Annotated in this window: 14 protein-coding genes and 1 pseudogene; 5 read left to right on the forward strand and 10 right to left on the reverse strand. The window is 69.7% G+C overall.

Annotated elements, in window-relative coordinates:
- Together ABD256_RS43315 and ABD256_RS43320 are read left to right on the forward strand one after the other, a co-directional pair.
- Window positions 1-356: hypothetical protein (locus tag ABD256_RS43315; RefSeq protein WP_344432103.1), on the forward strand; the 356-nt coding region annotated here is incomplete at its 5' end.
- Window positions 357-477: 121 nt separating this feature from the next.
- Window positions 478-1,902: an MFS transporter gene (locus ABD256_RS43320; protein ID WP_344432130.1), complete on the forward strand. Its 1,425-nt coding sequence runs from the start codon at window positions 478-480 to the stop codon at window positions 1,900-1,902.
- Between the two features lie 784 nt (window positions 1,903-2,686).
- Here the strand turns inward: ABD256_RS43320 and ABD256_RS43325 are convergent.
- Window positions 2,687-2,953 carry a hypothetical protein gene (locus ABD256_RS43325; protein WP_344432105.1) on the reverse strand — a complete coding sequence of 89 codons (267 nt, stop codon included), beginning with the start codon at window positions 2,951-2,953 and terminating at the stop codon, window positions 2,687-2,689.
- A 96-nt stretch (window positions 2,954-3,049) separates the two neighbouring features.
- On the opposite strand from ABD256_RS43325, the gene ABD256_RS43330 reads away from it, so the two are divergent.
- Window positions 3,050-4,234, forward strand: coding sequence for a low temperature requirement protein A (locus ABD256_RS43330; RefSeq protein ID WP_344432107.1), 1,185 nt, complete (start codon window positions 3,050-3,052; stop codon window positions 4,232-4,234).
- Here the strand turns inward: ABD256_RS43330 and ABD256_RS43335 are convergent.
- From ABD256_RS43335 to ABD256_RS43365, 7 genes are all read right to left on the reverse strand, one after another.
- Complete coding sequence (locus tag ABD256_RS43335; protein WP_344432109.1) at window positions 4,197-5,003, reverse strand: VTC domain-containing protein; 807 nt, start codon at window positions 5,001-5,003, stop codon at window positions 4,197-4,199. The genes ABD256_RS43330 and ABD256_RS43335 overlap by 38 nt on opposite strands.
- Window positions 5,000-5,587, reverse strand: coding sequence for a DUF4956 domain-containing protein (locus tag ABD256_RS43340; protein WP_344432112.1), 588 nt, complete (start codon window positions 5,585-5,587; stop codon window positions 5,000-5,002). Before ABD256_RS43340 ends, ABD256_RS43335 begins: the two co-directional genes overlap by 4 nt.
- A 57-nt stretch (window positions 5,588-5,644) precedes the next feature.
- Window positions 5,645-6,307: a response regulator transcription factor gene (locus ABD256_RS43345; RefSeq protein WP_344432114.1), complete on the reverse strand. Its 663-nt coding sequence runs from the start codon at window positions 6,305-6,307 to the stop codon at window positions 5,645-5,647.
- A complete protein-coding gene (locus ABD256_RS43350; protein WP_344432116.1) occupies window positions 6,304-7,722 on the reverse strand; it encodes a sensor histidine kinase in 1,419 nt (472 codons plus the stop codon). Before ABD256_RS43350 ends, ABD256_RS43345 begins: the two co-directional genes overlap by 4 nt.
- Window positions 7,723-7,838: 116 nt before the next feature.
- Window positions 7,839-8,132 carry a hypothetical protein gene (locus ABD256_RS43355; protein ID WP_344432118.1) on the reverse strand — a complete coding sequence of 98 codons (294 nt, stop codon included), beginning with the start codon at window positions 8,130-8,132 and terminating at the stop codon, window positions 7,839-7,841.
- 128 nt (window positions 8,133-8,260) lie between these two features.
- Complete coding sequence (locus tag ABD256_RS43360; RefSeq protein ID WP_344432120.1) at window positions 8,261-9,478, reverse strand: L,D-transpeptidase; 1,218 nt, start codon at window positions 9,476-9,478, stop codon at window positions 8,261-8,263.
- 115 nt (window positions 9,479-9,593) lie between these two features.
- Window positions 9,594-10,460 (reverse strand): patatin-like phospholipase family protein, encoded by an 867-nt coding sequence (locus ABD256_RS43365; protein ID WP_344432122.1) that lies wholly within the window; start codon window positions 10,458-10,460, stop codon window positions 9,594-9,596.
- A 134-nt stretch (window positions 10,461-10,594) separates the two neighbouring features.
- Between ABD256_RS43365 and ABD256_RS43370 the strand changes: the two genes are divergently transcribed.
- Window positions 10,595-12,262 carry a glycoside hydrolase family 43 protein gene (locus ABD256_RS43370; RefSeq protein ID WP_344432124.1) on the forward strand — a complete coding sequence of 556 codons (1,668 nt, stop codon included), beginning with the start codon at window positions 10,595-10,597 and terminating at the stop codon, window positions 12,260-12,262.
- Between the two features lie 71 nt (window positions 12,263-12,333).
- Window positions 12,334-14,259: an acyl-CoA dehydrogenase family protein gene (locus tag ABD256_RS43375; RefSeq protein WP_344432126.1), complete on the forward strand. Its 1,926-nt coding sequence runs from the start codon at window positions 12,334-12,336 to the stop codon at window positions 14,257-14,259.
- A gap of 193 nt (window positions 14,260-14,452) precedes the next feature.
- Here ABD256_RS43375 and ABD256_RS43380 read toward each other — a convergent pair whose 3' ends face one another.
- Together ABD256_RS43380 and ABD256_RS43385 are read right to left on the reverse strand one after the other, a co-directional pair.
- Complete coding sequence (locus ABD256_RS43380; protein ID WP_344432128.1) at window positions 14,453-15,115, reverse strand: DedA family protein; 663 nt, start codon at window positions 15,113-15,115, stop codon at window positions 14,453-14,455.
- Window positions 15,116-15,220: 105 nt separating this feature from the next.
- Window positions 15,221-15,384, reverse strand: a pseudogene (locus ABD256_RS43385) (lipoyl synthase); the annotation flags it as partial.

Consider the following 15,384-nt stretch of genomic DNA (forward strand, 5'->3'; position numbering starts at 1 on the left):
TCGCCGCCGACCTCATCGAAGACAACGCCGTCCTCGCCAAAGGCCGCGTCAACTGGCGCGAGGACAAGATGTCCATCTTCGGCGGCGGACTCGTCCCGCTCGACCTCTCCGACGCCGCCATCGGCGAGGAGGAGCCACCGCTGATCCTGCTCGCCGCGGCCGAACGGCTCGACCGCAGCGTCGTCGGCGAGCTGAAGTCGACGCTGCAGGCGCACAAGGGGGACACCCCCGTGCACCTCAAGCTGATGGGCGCGAAGCGGCAGACCGTATTCGCGCTCTACGACTACCCGGTCAAGGTGACCTCGATGCTGATGGGCGAGCTGAAGAGCATCCCGGGGATCACCGCGGGCACGTGATCGGCTTCGGCGTGCTTCGCGCGCCGGAACGGGTCACGATGGTCGGGTGAGCACAACCGAGCCCTACCAGCCCGATCCACGACGCTGGAAAGCGCTCGCGGTCACGTTGACCGCGGGCTTCATGGGCCTGCTCGATGTCAGCATCGTCAACGTGGCGCTGCCGTCGATCCAGCAGGGGATCGGCCTGAGCACCGGTGGCGTCCAATGGGTGGTCTCCGGGTACGCGCTGACGTTCGGGCTCGTGCTGGTCTCCGGCGGGCGGCTCGGCGACACGCTCGGCAGGCGGCGGATGTTCCTGATCGCGTTGAGCGCGTTCGTGGCCACCAGCGCGCTCGCGGGCGCGGCGCCGAACGAGCTGATGATCGTCATCGCGCGGCTGCTGCAGGGCTGCGCGGCCGGCATGCTCACGCCGCAGAACACCGGACTCGTCCAGGACCTGTTCCGCGGCCCGGAACGGGGCAAGGCGTTCGGCCTGTTCGGCGCGGTGGTGGGGATTTCCACCGCGGTGGGGCCGGTGCTGGGCGGGATCATCATCGCGCTGTTCGGCGAACCGGACGGCTGGCGCTGGATCTTCTTCGTCAACGTGCCCATCGGCGCGTTCGCCTTCGCGCTCGCGTGGCGGCTGCTCCCGAAGGCGCCGCGCCGCAAGCACTCGCTGCGTTCCGAGATCGACTTCGGCGGCGTCTTCCTGCTCGGTGCGGCGGTGCTGTGCGTGCTGCTCCCGCTCGTCCAGTCCGAGCAGGGCGGGCTCGAGAAGCTGTGGTGGCTCTTCCCGGCGGCCGCGGTGTTCGGGTTCGCGTTCGTCCGCTGGGAGCGGCACACCGTGCGCCGCAACCGTTCCCCGCTGCTCGACACGCGGCTGTTCACCACCACGCCCGGCTACTCCTCGGGCGCCGCGCTCGGTTCGATCTACTTCTGCGGGTTCGCCGGGATCTGGCTGGTCTTTTCCACGTTCTTCCAGCAGGGCCTCGGCTACACGGCGCTGGAGTCGGGGCTGGCGGTCACTTCGTTCGCGCTGGGGTCCTCGGTCTCGGCGGCGATCGCGGGGCGGCTGGTGCCGCGCTGGGGCCGCCGGATCACGGTCGCCGGGCTGGTGCTGGTGGTGCTCGGGCTCGGCGGTGTCGCGGCGATCGCCGGAGCCGTCACACCGTCGGCGACCGGCCTGGCGGTCGCGTTTCCGTTGCTGGTGGCCGGAATCGGCGGTGGGATGGTGATCTCCCCGAACACCACGCTCACCCTCGAGTGCGTGCCGACCGCGATGGCGGGCGTTGCGGGCGGCGCGCTGCAGACCGGCCAGCGGATCGGCACCGCGATCGGCACCGCGGTGCTCGCGTCGGTGTTCCACGCCGTGGTGGGCGCGTCGGGTGAGCACTACGCGCTCGCGCTTTCGGTCTCGATGCTGTGCGCGGTAGTGCTCGTACTCGTCGCGTTGTGCTTGGCAGTGCTCGAACTCCGGGCCCGCCGCAATCAGACAACGCCGTTGTCCAAAGAGGAGCGAGACCGGCGCGACGCCGAGTGCTCGTCGGCGGACATCCAGCGGAGCTGACCCGGATCTTCACCCCCGTGGACCTAGCTTATTACGCTACGCGACAGTTGTTGCTCCATCTGAGTGATGCTCGTCGTAATGGACTGGTGCTACTTAGAGCAACCGGGTACACCTAATGACGCCTCGTTGGTGGAGAATCAACTACCTACAGTGGCAATCCGGCGGCGAAGTTCGGGGATGGAACCTCGCGCCGGACGCACCCGGGTCCCGGTGGCCTCAGGCCGCTTTCGGGCACCCAGGGTGACCTTCAGCAAGGAGCCGTCGGCGTCCGCGGGGGACCGTGCGGCGGCGCTGCTGAAGGGGCCGAGTGGTTGAGGTGACGACGGAGGCGTCTGCTCAGGTGGGCCCGGACGAGGGGGAACCGGGCCCACCTGAGCTTCCAGCGATTTCCTGTGTCCACAGTGGACTTCACCGCGCCCGCTCCGCGCGCATGCGCTGAAGGTGACCTTCGGGGACGTAGATGCCCCGAAGGTCACCTTCGGGGCATCGCGGCTCGCACGCCTTCGAACGCGAGGGTGACTTTCGCGGCGCTCAGTTCCCTGAAGGTCGCCTTGGGGGAATCTGATGCCGCGAAGGCGTCCTTGAGAGCATGTGCTGGGATTTCGTAGCTCGCGCATCTTGCTCGTGGCCGCGCTCGTGCCCCGCAAGGGGCCTTCAAGGGCGTGCATGTCGCGGCTGTGGCCTTCGTGGGTGGCCTTCGTGGGTGGCTCGTGGGCGTGCCCGGGCTCCGGGGCTGATGCCCTGAAGGTGCCCTTGGGGGAATGTGATGCCGCGAAGGGCGCCTTCAGGGCATCAGCAGCGCCATGCCGCGCACTGTGAAGGGCGAGATCGCGGCGTCAGATTCCCCGAAGGTGCCCTTCAGGGACCAAGCCCCCGAGCGGCTCCACGCTTCCGCCACCCAACCCGCCGGAATCGACGCGCGCGCATCATCACGGTGACCTTCGGGGACCCGGACGCCCTCAAGGTGACCTCCGGGGCTCGCGCCTTCGAACGCGAGGGTGACTTTCGCGGCGCTCAGGTCCCCGAAGGCCGCCTTCAGGGACTCGCGCAAGACGATCCGGGGCAGCTACCGGCCCCGCTCGCTGATCTTTCCGCGACGTGTTGGGATGGTCCCCGACCGTGTGAACAGCGCAGGCGAGGAGCGGTGATGTCCGAGCAACTCGACCGTCCGGGCCCCCGGATCCGGGTCTGGTACCGGCCGATGGTGGCCAGGGGCGAGCACGAGCAGCACCGGGTGGCGACCACCCTGGAGCTGCTGTTCGACCTCTGCTTCGTGGTCGCCGTCGGGCAGATGGCCGCCGCGTTGCACCACGCGCTTTCGGCCGGCCACATCGGACACGGCGTGCTGAGCTTCCTGATGGTGTTCTACGCCGTCTGGTGGGCGTGGTTCCAGTTCAGCTGGTTCGCCACCACCTTCGACACCGACGACGTGCCGTACCGGCTCGCGGTGCTGGTGCAGATCGCGGGCGGGCTGGTGATCGCGGCGGGCGTGCCGCGCGCCTTCGAGCGCGAGGACTTCACGGTCATCGTCATCGGGTACGTGCTGATGCGGCTCGCCGGGGTCACCCAGTGGCTGCGCGCGGCGCGGAGCGACCGGGTGCGGCGGCCGACCTGCCTGCGCTACGCCGGGGGCATCGTGGTGGTGCAGATCCTCTGGATCGCCAGGCTCGCGCTGCCCCACGACTGGCTGCTCCCCGCGTTCTTCGTGCTGTTCGTGCTCGAATGCCTGGTGCCGCTCTGGGCGGAGAAGGCCGTCGGCACCACCTGGAACCGGCACCACATCGCCGAGCGGTACGGCCTGTTCACCATCATCGTGCTCGGCGAGACCGTGATCGGGGCGAGCGCGGCGATCCAGCACGGCATCGAAGACGGGCAGCACCTCGGCGGGCTGATCTCGCTCGCCGTCGCCGGGCTCGTACTGGTGTTTTCCCTGTGGTGGCTGTACTTCGACCAGCCGGGGCACAAGCGGCTCGGCTCGTTCCGCACCGCGATCGCCTGGGGCTACGGGCACTTCCTGATCTTCGCCTCGGCCGCCGCGCTCGGTGCCGGGATGGAGGTCGCCGTGGACTACGACGCGCACCAGACCGCGCTGTCCTCGCTGCCGGCGGCGATGGCGATCACGGTGCCGGTCGCGGTGTTCCTGTTCTTCGTGTGGCTGCTGCACATCGGCCCGGCGAACGCGTGCCGCCCGATCGCGATCGGGTTCCCCGCCGCGGCGGTGCTGGTGCTGGCGTCGTCGTTCTCGCCGGCGCCGGTGCACTTCGCGGCGGGGATCGCGGCCGTGCTGGTCGTGGTCACCGTGGCCGCGACCAGGGGGCATCCGATCGACTGACCGGTGCCGCGCCGATACCGCGCAGGGCGGGCAGCCACCGGTTGCCGCCCGGCGCGGCGCCGAGCGCGACCAGCCCCGCGCAGTACTTGCTCAGCCCGGTTTCCCGCAGGCGAAGCCGTTTCAGCACGGGTGTCGCGCCGCCGGCCGATTTGACCTCCAGCAGCACCAGGCCCTGCGCCGCGCGCCGCGTGGCCGTCCCGCGGGACCACCGCAGGCTCGTGTCGCAGGTGATCCTGGTGAGCCGGTCCGCGGTGACCAGCGTGGTCCTGCGGTACCCGGTCACCAGTGACGCGGTCAGCGGGCGTGGCGCGGACAGGCCGAACCGGGTGCCGAGTTCGCGGTCGAGGAAGTCCAGCGCGTCCGGCGTCATCGTGTCCGCTTCGCGGGACGGATGGGGCTGGCGGCGCTTGATCGTCACCTCGCGGCGCCCGCTGAGCTTCAGCTCGCAGAAGGTGTCCGCGGTGTCGGCGTAGGTCCTGGTCCTGATCTTGTAGCGGCGCCGCCGCCCCTGCCGGTGCGCGTGGTAGACGGCGAGGCCGGGGGTGTCGAAGTAGGTGGACGAGTAGCCGAAGGAGCGCCTGCCTTCGATGTCGAGCGCGAGCAGGCCGCCGATTCCGTCCACAAAGGACAGAAACTCGGCGTGGCCGACGACGAACTTGCGGTCGACCCTGCTCATCAGGCCGGTGGTGTCCAGCACCTCGGGCAGCGAGATACCGGGCAGGCCCGCGGCCACGGTGGTGACGAGCGCCGTCGCGCGGTCCTCGCTCATCGGAGCCCCGCGATCGGCGCGCGGCGGCGGTCCGGCGCGGCGTGCGGGCGCAACCGCACGTCGACGACCGTGACCTCCCTGACGTAGTCCACTTCGGACACGCTGTGGCGCAGCACGGTGCCACCGAGGCGGTGCTGCAGTTCGGCGACGAGCGCGCGGTCGTCGGTCACGGCCATCTCCAGCACCACGGTGCACCGCGTGGTGCTGGCGGCCCGCGACGGGTGGTCCGCGAGGCACAGCACGGCGGGCAGCAGCACGTCGAACACCGCGACCAGCCGCCAGTCCGCCGACGGGACGCCGTTGACGAGGCCGACGACGAGCGCCACGAAGTAGTAGGCCACCTCCTGCTGGGTGATCGAGTCGGAGCGCAGCCGGATGATCGAGAGCACTCCGAACAGGCCGAGGCCGAGCGCGCTGGCCGAAGAGACGGACAGCAGGAGCGAAACGGCGACGCAGACGCCGAGGCTGAGCGCGAGGTAGGCGCACGCGAGGTCACGACGGTGATGGCGCCTGGCGTAGACGCCGTAGGCGAGCACGACCATCGTGACGAGGTCGGCGGCGAGGTGGAGCAGTGTGGTCGTCATGCGTCCCAGCTTGTGCCGCCTCGGCGAGACACCCGTGAGACGTGCGTGAGAGAGCCCTCATCCGGCCAGGAGCCGGTACCCCATCCCGCGCACGGTTTCGATGCGGTCCGCGCCGACCTTGCGGCGCAGGTACCGGATGTAGACGTCGACGACGTTCGAGCCGGGGTCGAAGTCGAACCCCCAGACGCTGCTCAGCAACTGCTCCCTGGACAGCACGTGGCCCCGGTTGCGGATCAGTGTTTCCAGCAACGCGAACTCGCGGGCGGTGAGGTCGACCTCGGCGCCGCCGACCGACGCGCGGCGGGTGTGCAGGTTCAGGCTCAGCTCGCCCGCCTTCAGCAGCGCGGGTTCGGCGTCGGCGCGGTCGCGCAGCCGGAGCCGGATCCTGGCGAGCAGTTCCTCGAAGGCGAACGGCTTGGACAGGTAGTCGTCGGCGCCGCCGGACAGCCCGGCGATCCGGTCGACCACGCTGTCGCGCGCGGTCAGGATGACCACCGGCGTCGTGCGTCCCGCCGCGCGCAGTGCGCGGAGCAGGTCCGTGCCGTCGAGATCGGGCAGGCCGAGATCGAGCACGACCAGATCGTGGGCGCCGGTCAGCGCTTCGGCGAGTCCCGTCGCGCCGGTGCGCGCCCACTGGGTGGTGAAACCGTGCGCCCGCAACCCCTTCTCGACGAACGCGCCGAGCCGTGCCGAGTCCTCCACCACCAGAATGCTCGTCATCGCGGGGCCTCCTGCGGCGCGTGGTCGGGTACTGACCGGTCGGATACCGGTAGCTCGATGGTGAACAACGCGCCTTCGCCAGGCGTGCTGTCGAGCACCACCCGCCCGCCGTGCGCCTCGGCGATCGCCACCACGATCGGCAGCCCGAGCCCGGATCCGTCCTCGTCCTGGGCGTTGCTGCCCCGTTTGAACCGCTCGAAGATGCTCGCGCGCGAGTCCGGCGGCACGCCTTCGCCGGTGTCGCGGACCCAGATCCGCGCGGTGCCACCGGCAGCCGACGAGCCGAGCGCGATCTGCTGCTCCGGTCGCGTGTGCCGGACCGCGTTGGACACGAGCTGCAGCAACGCCTGCGCGAGCCGCTGCCCGTCGGCGCGCACCACGACCTCGGCGACGCCGTCGAGCCGCCAGTGCCGGTCGGCGAGCGGGCGCGCCTTGGTGAAGGTCTCGACGGTGAGGTCGGCGAGGTCCACCCGTTCCGGGGCGAGGAAGTCGGGGCGCCCCGACTTCGCCAGCACCAGCAGGTCGTCGACGATCCGCTGCATCCGGCCGAGCTCGTCGAGCACCAGCGCGGTGGTGGCGCGCCGGTCGGCCGGATCGTCGCCCATCAGCTCGAGGTGGCCGCGCACGATGGTGATCGGGGTGCGCAGTTCGTGCCCCGCGTCGTCGATGAACTCCCGCTGGTCCGCGAACGCCCGCTCCAGCCGGTCGAGCATGGTGTTGAACGTCCTGCCGAGCGCCGCGACGTCATCGGAGCCGCGCACGTCGATGCGCCGGGTGAGATCGGATTCGCTGATCTGGTCCGCCGCGAGCCGCACCTCGCGCACCGGCGCGAGGATCCGCCCCGCCGCCAGCCAGCCGACCAGCCCGGCCACCAGCAGCGCCGCGCCCGACATCGCCGCCATCACGCCGAGCACGTCGCTGATCTCGCCCGCCGCGTGGTCGACGAACTCGACGATCACCAGCGCGCCCCGCCGCGAATCTCCTTGCACCGAAACGGGAACGACGCCGTACCTCGCCGAGCCGACCGCCGTTTCGACCGTCCCGTACGCGGGCACGGTCGCCTTCGCCAGTTCGGCGACCAGCGCGCGATCGCCGTCCAGCCGTGCGGCCGCGTCGGCCGCGCTCCGCTTCGCCGCCGCACCGTCGACGATGGAGAAGAACGTCTCGTACTTCTCCGGCAGGTTCCGTTCGAGGTAGCGCGCGAGCAGGGTGTCCACCGTGGCCGGGACGCCGGGCGTCGCCGCGTCCGCCGAGGTCAGGTAGGCGCGGAACTTCCCCGTCTCGTGGTAGATCTCGCCGTCGAGGCGGTGGTCGAGCTGGCCGCGCAGCACCGCGTGGGTGGCCACGAGCGCGCCGGCCAGTGCGAGCAGGACGACCAGCAGGACCCAGCCGAGGATGCGGGCCCTGGCGCTCACGGGTGTTCTCCCTGCCCTCGTTCCTCGGTTCGGGAGAACACCCGTGAGGCCCGAGCGCGCTGTGTCATCGGGAGCGATTCCTCCCTGCGGTCGTCATCGCTCACGGGCGTTCCGCGTCAGCCATCGAAGTCTCCATCGAAGTCTCCGTCGGAGGAGTCCGCGTCGCCGGGTTCGTCCGGTTCGCTGTCATCATCCGGGTCGGCGCCGGTACCGGCCACCCGGGGCGGCACCGGGACGGGCGCCGCGCCGCCGGACGGGACCGCGGTCGTCGACGGCGCGACGGCCGGCGCCACCACCGGGGGTCCGAGCGGGGGACTGGGGCTCGCGGGCAGCGCGCGGACGACCACGACCGCGGCCACCGCCACCAGGACAGCGGCCGTGCCGGTGAGGACGGCGATCCTGGCTCGCATACCCCCACGGTGCCCGCGGCGGGTGAGGCCGGGATGAGGAACGGATGAGAAGGCTCTCATCCGGCTGGCGCAAAAAGAGCGGGCACGGATCCCGGGAGATCCGTGCCCGCCGTCGTGCCGCGCCGCGGTTACTTGATGGCGCTACCCGCCTGCCACTTGTCCCAGGGCACCGACCAGTCGCCGTAGAGGTCCCACACCGGAAGCTGCGGGCCGCCGGAGTTGGTCACCTCGACGACATCGCCGAGACCGAGGTTCTGGTAGAACCACTTGGCGTTCTCGTCGTTGAGGTTGATGCAGCCGTGCGAGACGTTCGAGCTGCCCTGCTGGCCCACGCTGTTCGGGTTCTCGTGGACGAACTCGCCGTCGTTCGAGATCCGCTGCGACCACTTCTCGTTGGACTTGTAGTAGCCGGGCTGACCCTGGCAGACGCCGTAGGTGCACGAGTCCATCGTGTAGTTCTCGTGCTTGTCCGAGATGACGTGCGGACCGAGGTGCGTCGGCGTCGCGTCCTTGCCCATGGAGATGTCCATGGACTTCACCATCTGTCCATTGTGGAATATCTGCATCTGCTCGGTGCCGCCGTCGGCCTTGGCGACCCAGGAATCGTGCACCTTGTAGCTCTCGGTGCGGTCCGTCGCGCCGTAGACGCCGTTTCCGAAGTCCACGCCGTAGATCTTCGCCGACACCTTGAGCTGCGTGTTCGGCTTCCAGTACTCCTTGGGGCGGTAGTGGACGTTCTTGTCGTCGATCCAGTACCAGCCGCCATCCTGCTTCGGCGTCGATTCGACCGAAAGGTGCTTTTCCACCTCGGCCTTGTTCTTCACCGGCTGCCCGAAGCTGAACACGATGGGCTGGCCGACGCCGACCCCGCCCTGCGCCACCGCGCCCGGCGCCGGGATGAGGTTCGGGTTCGCCTGCTGGCGCGGGGACAGCGTGCTGATCTTGCCCTGCTGCTCCGCGGTCTTTCCCTTGCCGTCCTTGGCGTGCGCGACGATCTGGTACGTGCTGCCGTACCCGAGCGGCTCGGAGGTGGTCCAGCTCGTCCTGTCGGCGGAAAAGTCTCCCTTGACCGGTTTGTTCTTCGCCGCGTTCGACACGGTCACGTCGGCGAGCGTGCCGTTGGCCGCCTTCACCGTGATCGGCTTCGCCGGGTTCAGGTCGGAGCCGTTCGCCGGGTCGATCGTGATGGAGACCGGGGAATCGGCGGAATCGCCACCGTTGTTCGAGGCGCCGGGCGAGCCGCCGCCCTTGTCGTCGCCGGAACTGCACGCGGACAACGTCAGTGCGGCGAGCAAGAGCCCGACAATGGCGCCGCGGCCGGAAAGTAAAGTCTTCTTTGCGAACATGTGGTCTCTTTTTGAAAGTGTCAGTGGGAAAGTCAGGTGAGCGGGCATCGTCATCAAAAGTACGCGATGACGAAGACGTTCCCGCGCCCGGAATGTTGTGCCGCAGTGGCGTGGGTCACGCCACCAGGCCGGGACCACCATAGAGCCCGGCGCCGTCGACGCTCACCCCGGCCAGATAAGCCGAAGCGGTCTCGTGAGCGGCGGCCGAAAGCTCGTCCGTCCGGGTGAAGTCGAGCGGGCTCAACCGGATCGGCGCGGGGCCGGGCAGGTACAGCACGGGCACCTCCGCCGCGGCGACCGGCGCCTCCAGCACGGCCTGGTTGCGCATGCTGATCATCGCGGTGAACATCATTACCTCGGCGAAGGTCTTGGGCGCGGACGGCAGCTTGCCTGGGAACGCGCAGTCGAGCACCACCAGCGACTTCGCGCCCATCGAAAGTGCTTGCCGCATCGGCACGTTCGCCACCAGGCCACCGTCGTAGAGCAGCCTCCCGTCGTGCTGGACCGGCGGGAAAATGCCGGGAATGGCGCAGCTCGCCAGCAACGGCGAGAGCAGCGGTCCCGAGCGCAGCAGGAGCGGTTCCGCCGTATCGACGTCGGTGGTCACCACGCCGAGCGGCAGCGCGAGGTCGTCGAAGGCGGTGTCCGCGCCGACGTGCTCGGCGACGATCGCGGCGAGACCGGTGTTGGGGAAGAGGTTCGTCTTGCTGTGCCGCAACGTCCGCACCTGGCTCAGCACACCGCCGGGGAACGCCTCGTGCTTGGTCATGTGGGCCCAGATCCGTTCGAGCCTGGCGAGCGGATCGCCCTCGCCGAGCGCGAGCACGGCGCCGTTGAGCGAACCGACGGAAGTGCCCGCGACGAGATCCGGTGTCACCCCGGATTCGGTCAGCGCGCGGAGCATGCCGACCTGCATCGCGCCGAGGCTGCCACCCCCGCCCAGCACGAACCCGACGGGACGCGGAAGTACGAGCTCACCCATGCCCCGAACCTAACCGCCACCCACCCGGCCCGCCTCCCCTGCGGCCGTTCCCCCGGAGGCTCCCGCTTGGGGCATCGAAGAATTAGAGTGGGCGAACCGAACAGAGTCCAACAATCTCAAACGGTGGGTGTCCCATGAAGCGACTGCTGGCCTTCATCGCCGCGCTCGTGCTGCTCGGCGCGATGCCCGCCGCCGCGGCGCAAAGCGACAACGGTGGCGCCGCGGGGAAGCGCACCAACGCCACCTGGTTCAACGACGCGAAGACGCCGGGCGCCGATCCGTACGTCCGCTTCGACGAGGCGAGCGGCTACTACTACGCGTACTCGACCGAAGGCGCCGACGACGGGTACCACTTCGGGATCTACCGGTCGCCCGACCTCGCCACCTGGGAGCACCTCCCCGGCGGCGCGCTACGTGCCGACGACGCGAAGAACTGGGCGCACGACTGGTACTGGGCGCCGGAGGTGTACTTCAACGCGAAGACCGGCCTGTACTTCCTGTTCTACGCGGGACGGATGAACACGCGGGTCGCGGAGAACTTCAAGTACGCCGATTTCGAGGAGCCGTCGAAGGTCGGGGTCGCGGTGTCCCGCTCGCCCGCGGGCCCGTTCCGCGACATCGCGGCCGAGCCGATCGACTACTTCCCGTACGACCCCGCCTACCACGACGTCAACCTGATCATGGACAAGGCGCAGAAGAAGCCGCCGCCGACGCTGGCCGCCGGCGAGAAGGCGCCGCTGGGCACCTACATCCCGTTCATCGACCCCAACGTCTTCTTCGACGACGACGGCCGCGTCTACCTGTACTTCTCCCGCAACGCCTACCGGAACTGGGTGTGGGACACCGATCTCGGCAAGTACGTCGAGGAGTCGAACATCTACGCCGTCGAGCTGACCGCCGACTGGTGGAACGACCCGACCGGCCGCACCATGCCCGCGATCGGACCGCGCTACCGGAACGCGAACCGCGCGCCGGGGGAGGACGCCCGCAAGGACGGGTTCACCCCGATCCTGTCCTACGCGGGGGACCAGCAGCCGTGGGAGAACGCACACGTCGACGACTACGCGAAGTCCGGCGGGCAGAAGAAGGACCGGCGCTGGGCGGAGGGGTCCACGACGTTCAAGACCTACCCCGGTCACGGGAAGAAACCCGTCTACTACCTCACCTACTCGGCGAACAACTTCGAGAACGAGTTCTACGGGGTCGGGTACGCGGTGGCGGACAGCCCGCTCGGCCCGTGGAAGAAGAGCGCGGCGAACCCGGTGCTTTCGCAGGACCCGGCGAAGGGCCGGTATTCGACCGGGCACGGCAGCGTGGTCGCCTCGCCGGACGGGCGCGCGCAGTACTACGTGCACCACGGCCGTCCGTCCACTGTGGACGACAGGAAGATCTACACGTCACTGCTGAGCGTCGACCCCGCGGCGAAGGGGCTGGCCATCTCGGCGTCCACCGCGGACGAGCCGATGCCATCGGGAGTGGCGCCGTTCGAGGTGCGCGCGGACCGGCGCGCGCTCATCGGCCCTCAGGGGCGTCCCGCGGCCACTTCGGTGACGGTGACCACCGCGGATGGCGCCGCGTTCGACCTCGCCAACCCGCTCAACCGCGTGGCCGCCCGGCTCTGGCCGCCCTCGGCGGGCACCGTCCAGGTCACCGGCTCGCGGATCGCGGTCACGCCGTCGAAACCGGGCGCGGCGGTGCTCACGGTGACCTACCAGCGCGCCCGCGCGGCGGGCGGCTGTTTCGACGTGACGCAGGGCCGTGGCCACCCAGTGGCGGTTTCGGTCCCGGTGATCGCCTGGTAGAGGGCTGCGCCGGGACGATCGATGCGTGACACTCGTCACAAGGGCGCCTGCCCTTCGACGAGGAGGTACTCGTGGTCGACCAGCCGAAGGTGACGGAGAAGGAAGCGCGCGCGGTCGCGGAGGAGGCCCGTGAGAGCGGCTGGCGGAAGCCGTCGTTCGCGAAGGAGCTCTATCTCGGCCGGTTCCCGCTGGAGCTGGTGCACCCCCACCCCAGGCCGGATGCCGACGCGGCGGCGAAGGCGGACCGGTTCCTCACCGCGCTGCGCGAGTACTGCGAGACGCTCGACGGCACGATCATCGAACGGGACTCGAAGGTGCCCGACGAGTACGTCGCCGGGCTCGCGGAACTCGGCTGCTTCGGCGTCAAGATCCCGGAGGAGTACGGGGGGCTCGGGCTGAGCCAGGTCGCCTACAACCGCGCGCTGATGCTCGTCGGCTCGGTGCATCCGACGCTCGGCGTGCTGCTTTCGGCGCACCAGTCGATCGGGGTGCCGGAACCGCTCAAGCTCGCGGGCACGCCGGAGCAGAAGGCCGCCTTCCTGCCGAGGTGCGCGCGGGGCGCGGTCACCGCGTTCCTGCTCACCGAGCCGGACGTAGGCTCGGATCCGGCGAGGCTGGCGACCTCGGCGATCCCGACGGAGGACGGCGAGGCGTACGAGCTGAACGGCGTCAAGCTGTGGACCACCAACGGCGTGGTGGCCGAGCTGGTCGTGGTGATGGCGCGCGTGCCCAGGTCCGAAGGCAGGCGCGGCGGGGTCACCGCGTTCATCGTGGAGACGGATTCGCCAGGCATCACCGTCGAGCAGCGCAACGCGTTCATGGGGCTGCGCGGTATCGAAAACGGGGTCACGCGGTTCCACAACGTGCGCGTGCCCAAGGAGAACGTCGTCGGCGGCGAGGGGCAGGGCCTGAAGATCGCGCTCGCGACGCTCAACACCGGCAGGCTCTCGATACCGGCGATCTGCGCCGGCGCGAGCAAGTGGTGCCTGAAGATCGCGCGGGAGTGGTCGGCCGAACGCGTGCAGTGGGGCCGCCCGGTCGGCGAGCACGCGGCCGTGGCGAAGAAGATCTCGTTCATCGCGGCCACCACCTACGCGCTCGAAGCCGTGCTGGACCTTTCGGCGCACATGAGCGACGAAGGCCGCAACGACATCCGCATCGAGGCGGCGCTGGCGAAGCTGTGGGCCAGCGAGATGTCGTGCCAGATCGCGGACGAGCTGATGCAGATCAGGGGAGGGCGCGGGTACGAGACGGCCGAGTCGCTCGCGGCGCGCGGCGAACGGGCGGTCCCCGTCGAGCAGATCGTGCGGGACCTGCGGATCAACCGGATCTTCGAAGGCTCGTCGGAGATCATGCACCTGCTGATCGCGCGCGAGGCGGTCGACGCGCACCTGTCCGCGGCCGGTGACCTCGCCGACGCGGACGCCGACCTGAAGTCGAAGGCGAAGGCGGCGGCCAAGGCGAGCGGGTTCTACGCGAAATGGCTGCCCCAGCTCATTTCCGGCAAGGGGCAGGTGCCGACCTCGTTCCGCGAGTTCGGTCCACTCGCGACACATCTGCGCTACGTCGAGCGGACGGCCCGCAAGCTGGCCAGGTCGACCTTCTACGGCATGGCCCGCTGGCAGGCCGGGCTCGAACGCAGGCAGGGCTTCCTCGGCAGGGTCGTCGACATCGGCGCGGAGCTGTTCGCGATGGCGGCGGTCTGCGTACGGGCCGAGATGCAGCGCGCCGACGGCGAAGGCGAGTCCGGCGCCGAGCTGGCCGAAGTGTTCTGCCGTCAGTCGAGGCTGCGCGTCGAGGCGCTTTTCGACGCGTTGTGGGACAACACGGACGAGGTGGACCAGCGGCTCGCCGGGGAAGTGCTCGAAGGGCACTACACGTGGCTCGAAGCCGGTGTCCTCGATCCGAGCGAGGGCACCGGGCCGTGGATCGCGCACTGGGAACCCGGCGCGACGAAGGTGAAGAACCTTTCACGTCCGTATGTTCGACGGCGGTGAAAACGTGGTGTTAGGGAACTGAAAGCGCCGTTGAGTAGAAAAGAGGTGATCGGCCCCGGAAGGAACGGACAGCGTTGATGAAGGCTTCGGAACGTGGCGTGCGCAGCGCCGGTATCGGCACCGCGTTCGTCGCGGCGGACGGTGTTCGCGGGTAAAAAGTGACTGTCCGCGTGGTGGTGTCACAGAAGTGCGGTCACCGCGACGAATCGGCGGTGGCCGCCTCCTGCCCGGCTTCCGGTGCGCCCAGTGCCTTCTTTTTCTTGTAGCGGAGCAGGAAGAAGACGCCGACCGCCGCGAGCACGCCCACCACGATGAGACCGCCGGTGCTCATCGCGCCTTCGATCTTCTTCGCCGCTTCACCCAGCGCGGCGCCGATGCCGATGTGCAGGGCGGACCAGCACAGCGCACCGGCGGCGACGGCGGGCAGGAACTTGCGGTACGGCAGTCCCGAGGTGCCGGCGGCCGCCGGGGTGAGCGTGCGGACCACCGGCAGGAAGCGGGCGAAGAACACCGCCCATGCGCCCCGGCGCTGGAGGATGCCGGTGGCCTTGTCCCACGCGTCGACGCCGTACTTCTGGATCAGCTTCGTCTCGCGCAGGCGCGGCCCGAAGCGCTTGCCGATGTAGTAGCCGAGCGAGTCGCCCAGTGCCGCGCACACCGTCACCACGGCCCACAGGACGAGGAACCGCGGCACCGAGGTCGCGGTCGTCGCCGCGATCAGCAGCCCGCCTTCGCCCGGCGCGATGAAGCCGAGCCCGATCGTGCACTCGGCGAACACGAGCCCGCCCGTCGCCCCCACGAGCGCCGGCTGCGGTAGCGCCTGCAGCCATTCGAGTACGTCGCTCACCACTGCCACGGTTCATCCCCCGCCCGTTAGATCCCACCTTGTCTGAATTCACCCTATCTGGTGAGTGCGGGCGGCCGCGTTGAACCTTCGTCAGGGCGTGGACGTCACTTTCGGCTACTTCGCGAGTCGTTCGAGGAGGCTGGTGGCTTCCTGGGCGGCGGGTCCGGCCGTGGACAGGTGCGCCAGGTTCGCGGGGAGTTCCTCGCCGCGGTGTGCCACGGTCTGGGCGTAGAGGCGCCCGGCCCGGTAGGAGGAGCGCACCAGCGGCCCGGCCATCA

Source organism: Amycolatopsis minnesotensis, assembly GCF_039529815.1.
GTDB classification, from domain to species: domain Bacteria; phylum Actinomycetota; class Actinomycetes; order Mycobacteriales; family Pseudonocardiaceae; genus Amycolatopsis; species Amycolatopsis minnesotensis.

What these genes read in the sequence shown, in the direction of transcription:
- ABD256_RS43320 (WP_344432130.1), top strand. Translation starts at nt 478, where the DNA reads ATGGGCCTGCTCGATGTCAGCATCGTCAACGTGGCGCTGCCGTCGATC.
- ABD256_RS43330 (WP_344432107.1), top strand. Translation starts at nt 3,050, where the DNA reads ATGTCCGAGCAACTCGACCGTCCGGGCCCCCGGATCCGGGTCTGGTAC.
- ABD256_RS43335 (WP_344432109.1), bottom strand. Translation starts at nt 5,003, where the DNA reads ATGAGCGAGGACCGCGCGACGGCGCTCGTCACCACCGTGGCCGCGGGC.
- ABD256_RS43340 (WP_344432112.1), bottom strand. Translation starts at nt 5,587, where the DNA reads ATGACGACCACACTGCTCCACCTCGCCGCCGACCTCGTCACGATGGTC.
- ABD256_RS43345 (WP_344432114.1), bottom strand. Translation starts at nt 6,307, where the DNA reads ATGACGAGCATTCTGGTGGTGGAGGACTCGGCACGGCTCGGCGCGTTC.
- ABD256_RS43355 (WP_344432118.1), bottom strand. Translation starts at nt 8,132, where the DNA reads ATGCGAGCCAGGATCGCCGTCCTCACCGGCACGGCCGCTGTCCTGGTG.
- ABD256_RS43360 (WP_344432120.1), bottom strand. Translation starts at nt 9,478, where the DNA reads ATGTTCGCAAAGAAGACTTTACTTTCCGGCCGCGGCGCCATTGTCGGG.
- ABD256_RS43365 (WP_344432122.1), bottom strand. Translation starts at nt 10,460, where the DNA reads ATGGGTGAGCTCGTACTTCCGCGTCCCGTCGGGTTCGTGCTGGGCGGG.
- ABD256_RS43370 (WP_344432124.1), top strand. Translation starts at nt 10,595, where the DNA reads ATGAAGCGACTGCTGGCCTTCATCGCCGCGCTCGTGCTGCTCGGCGCG.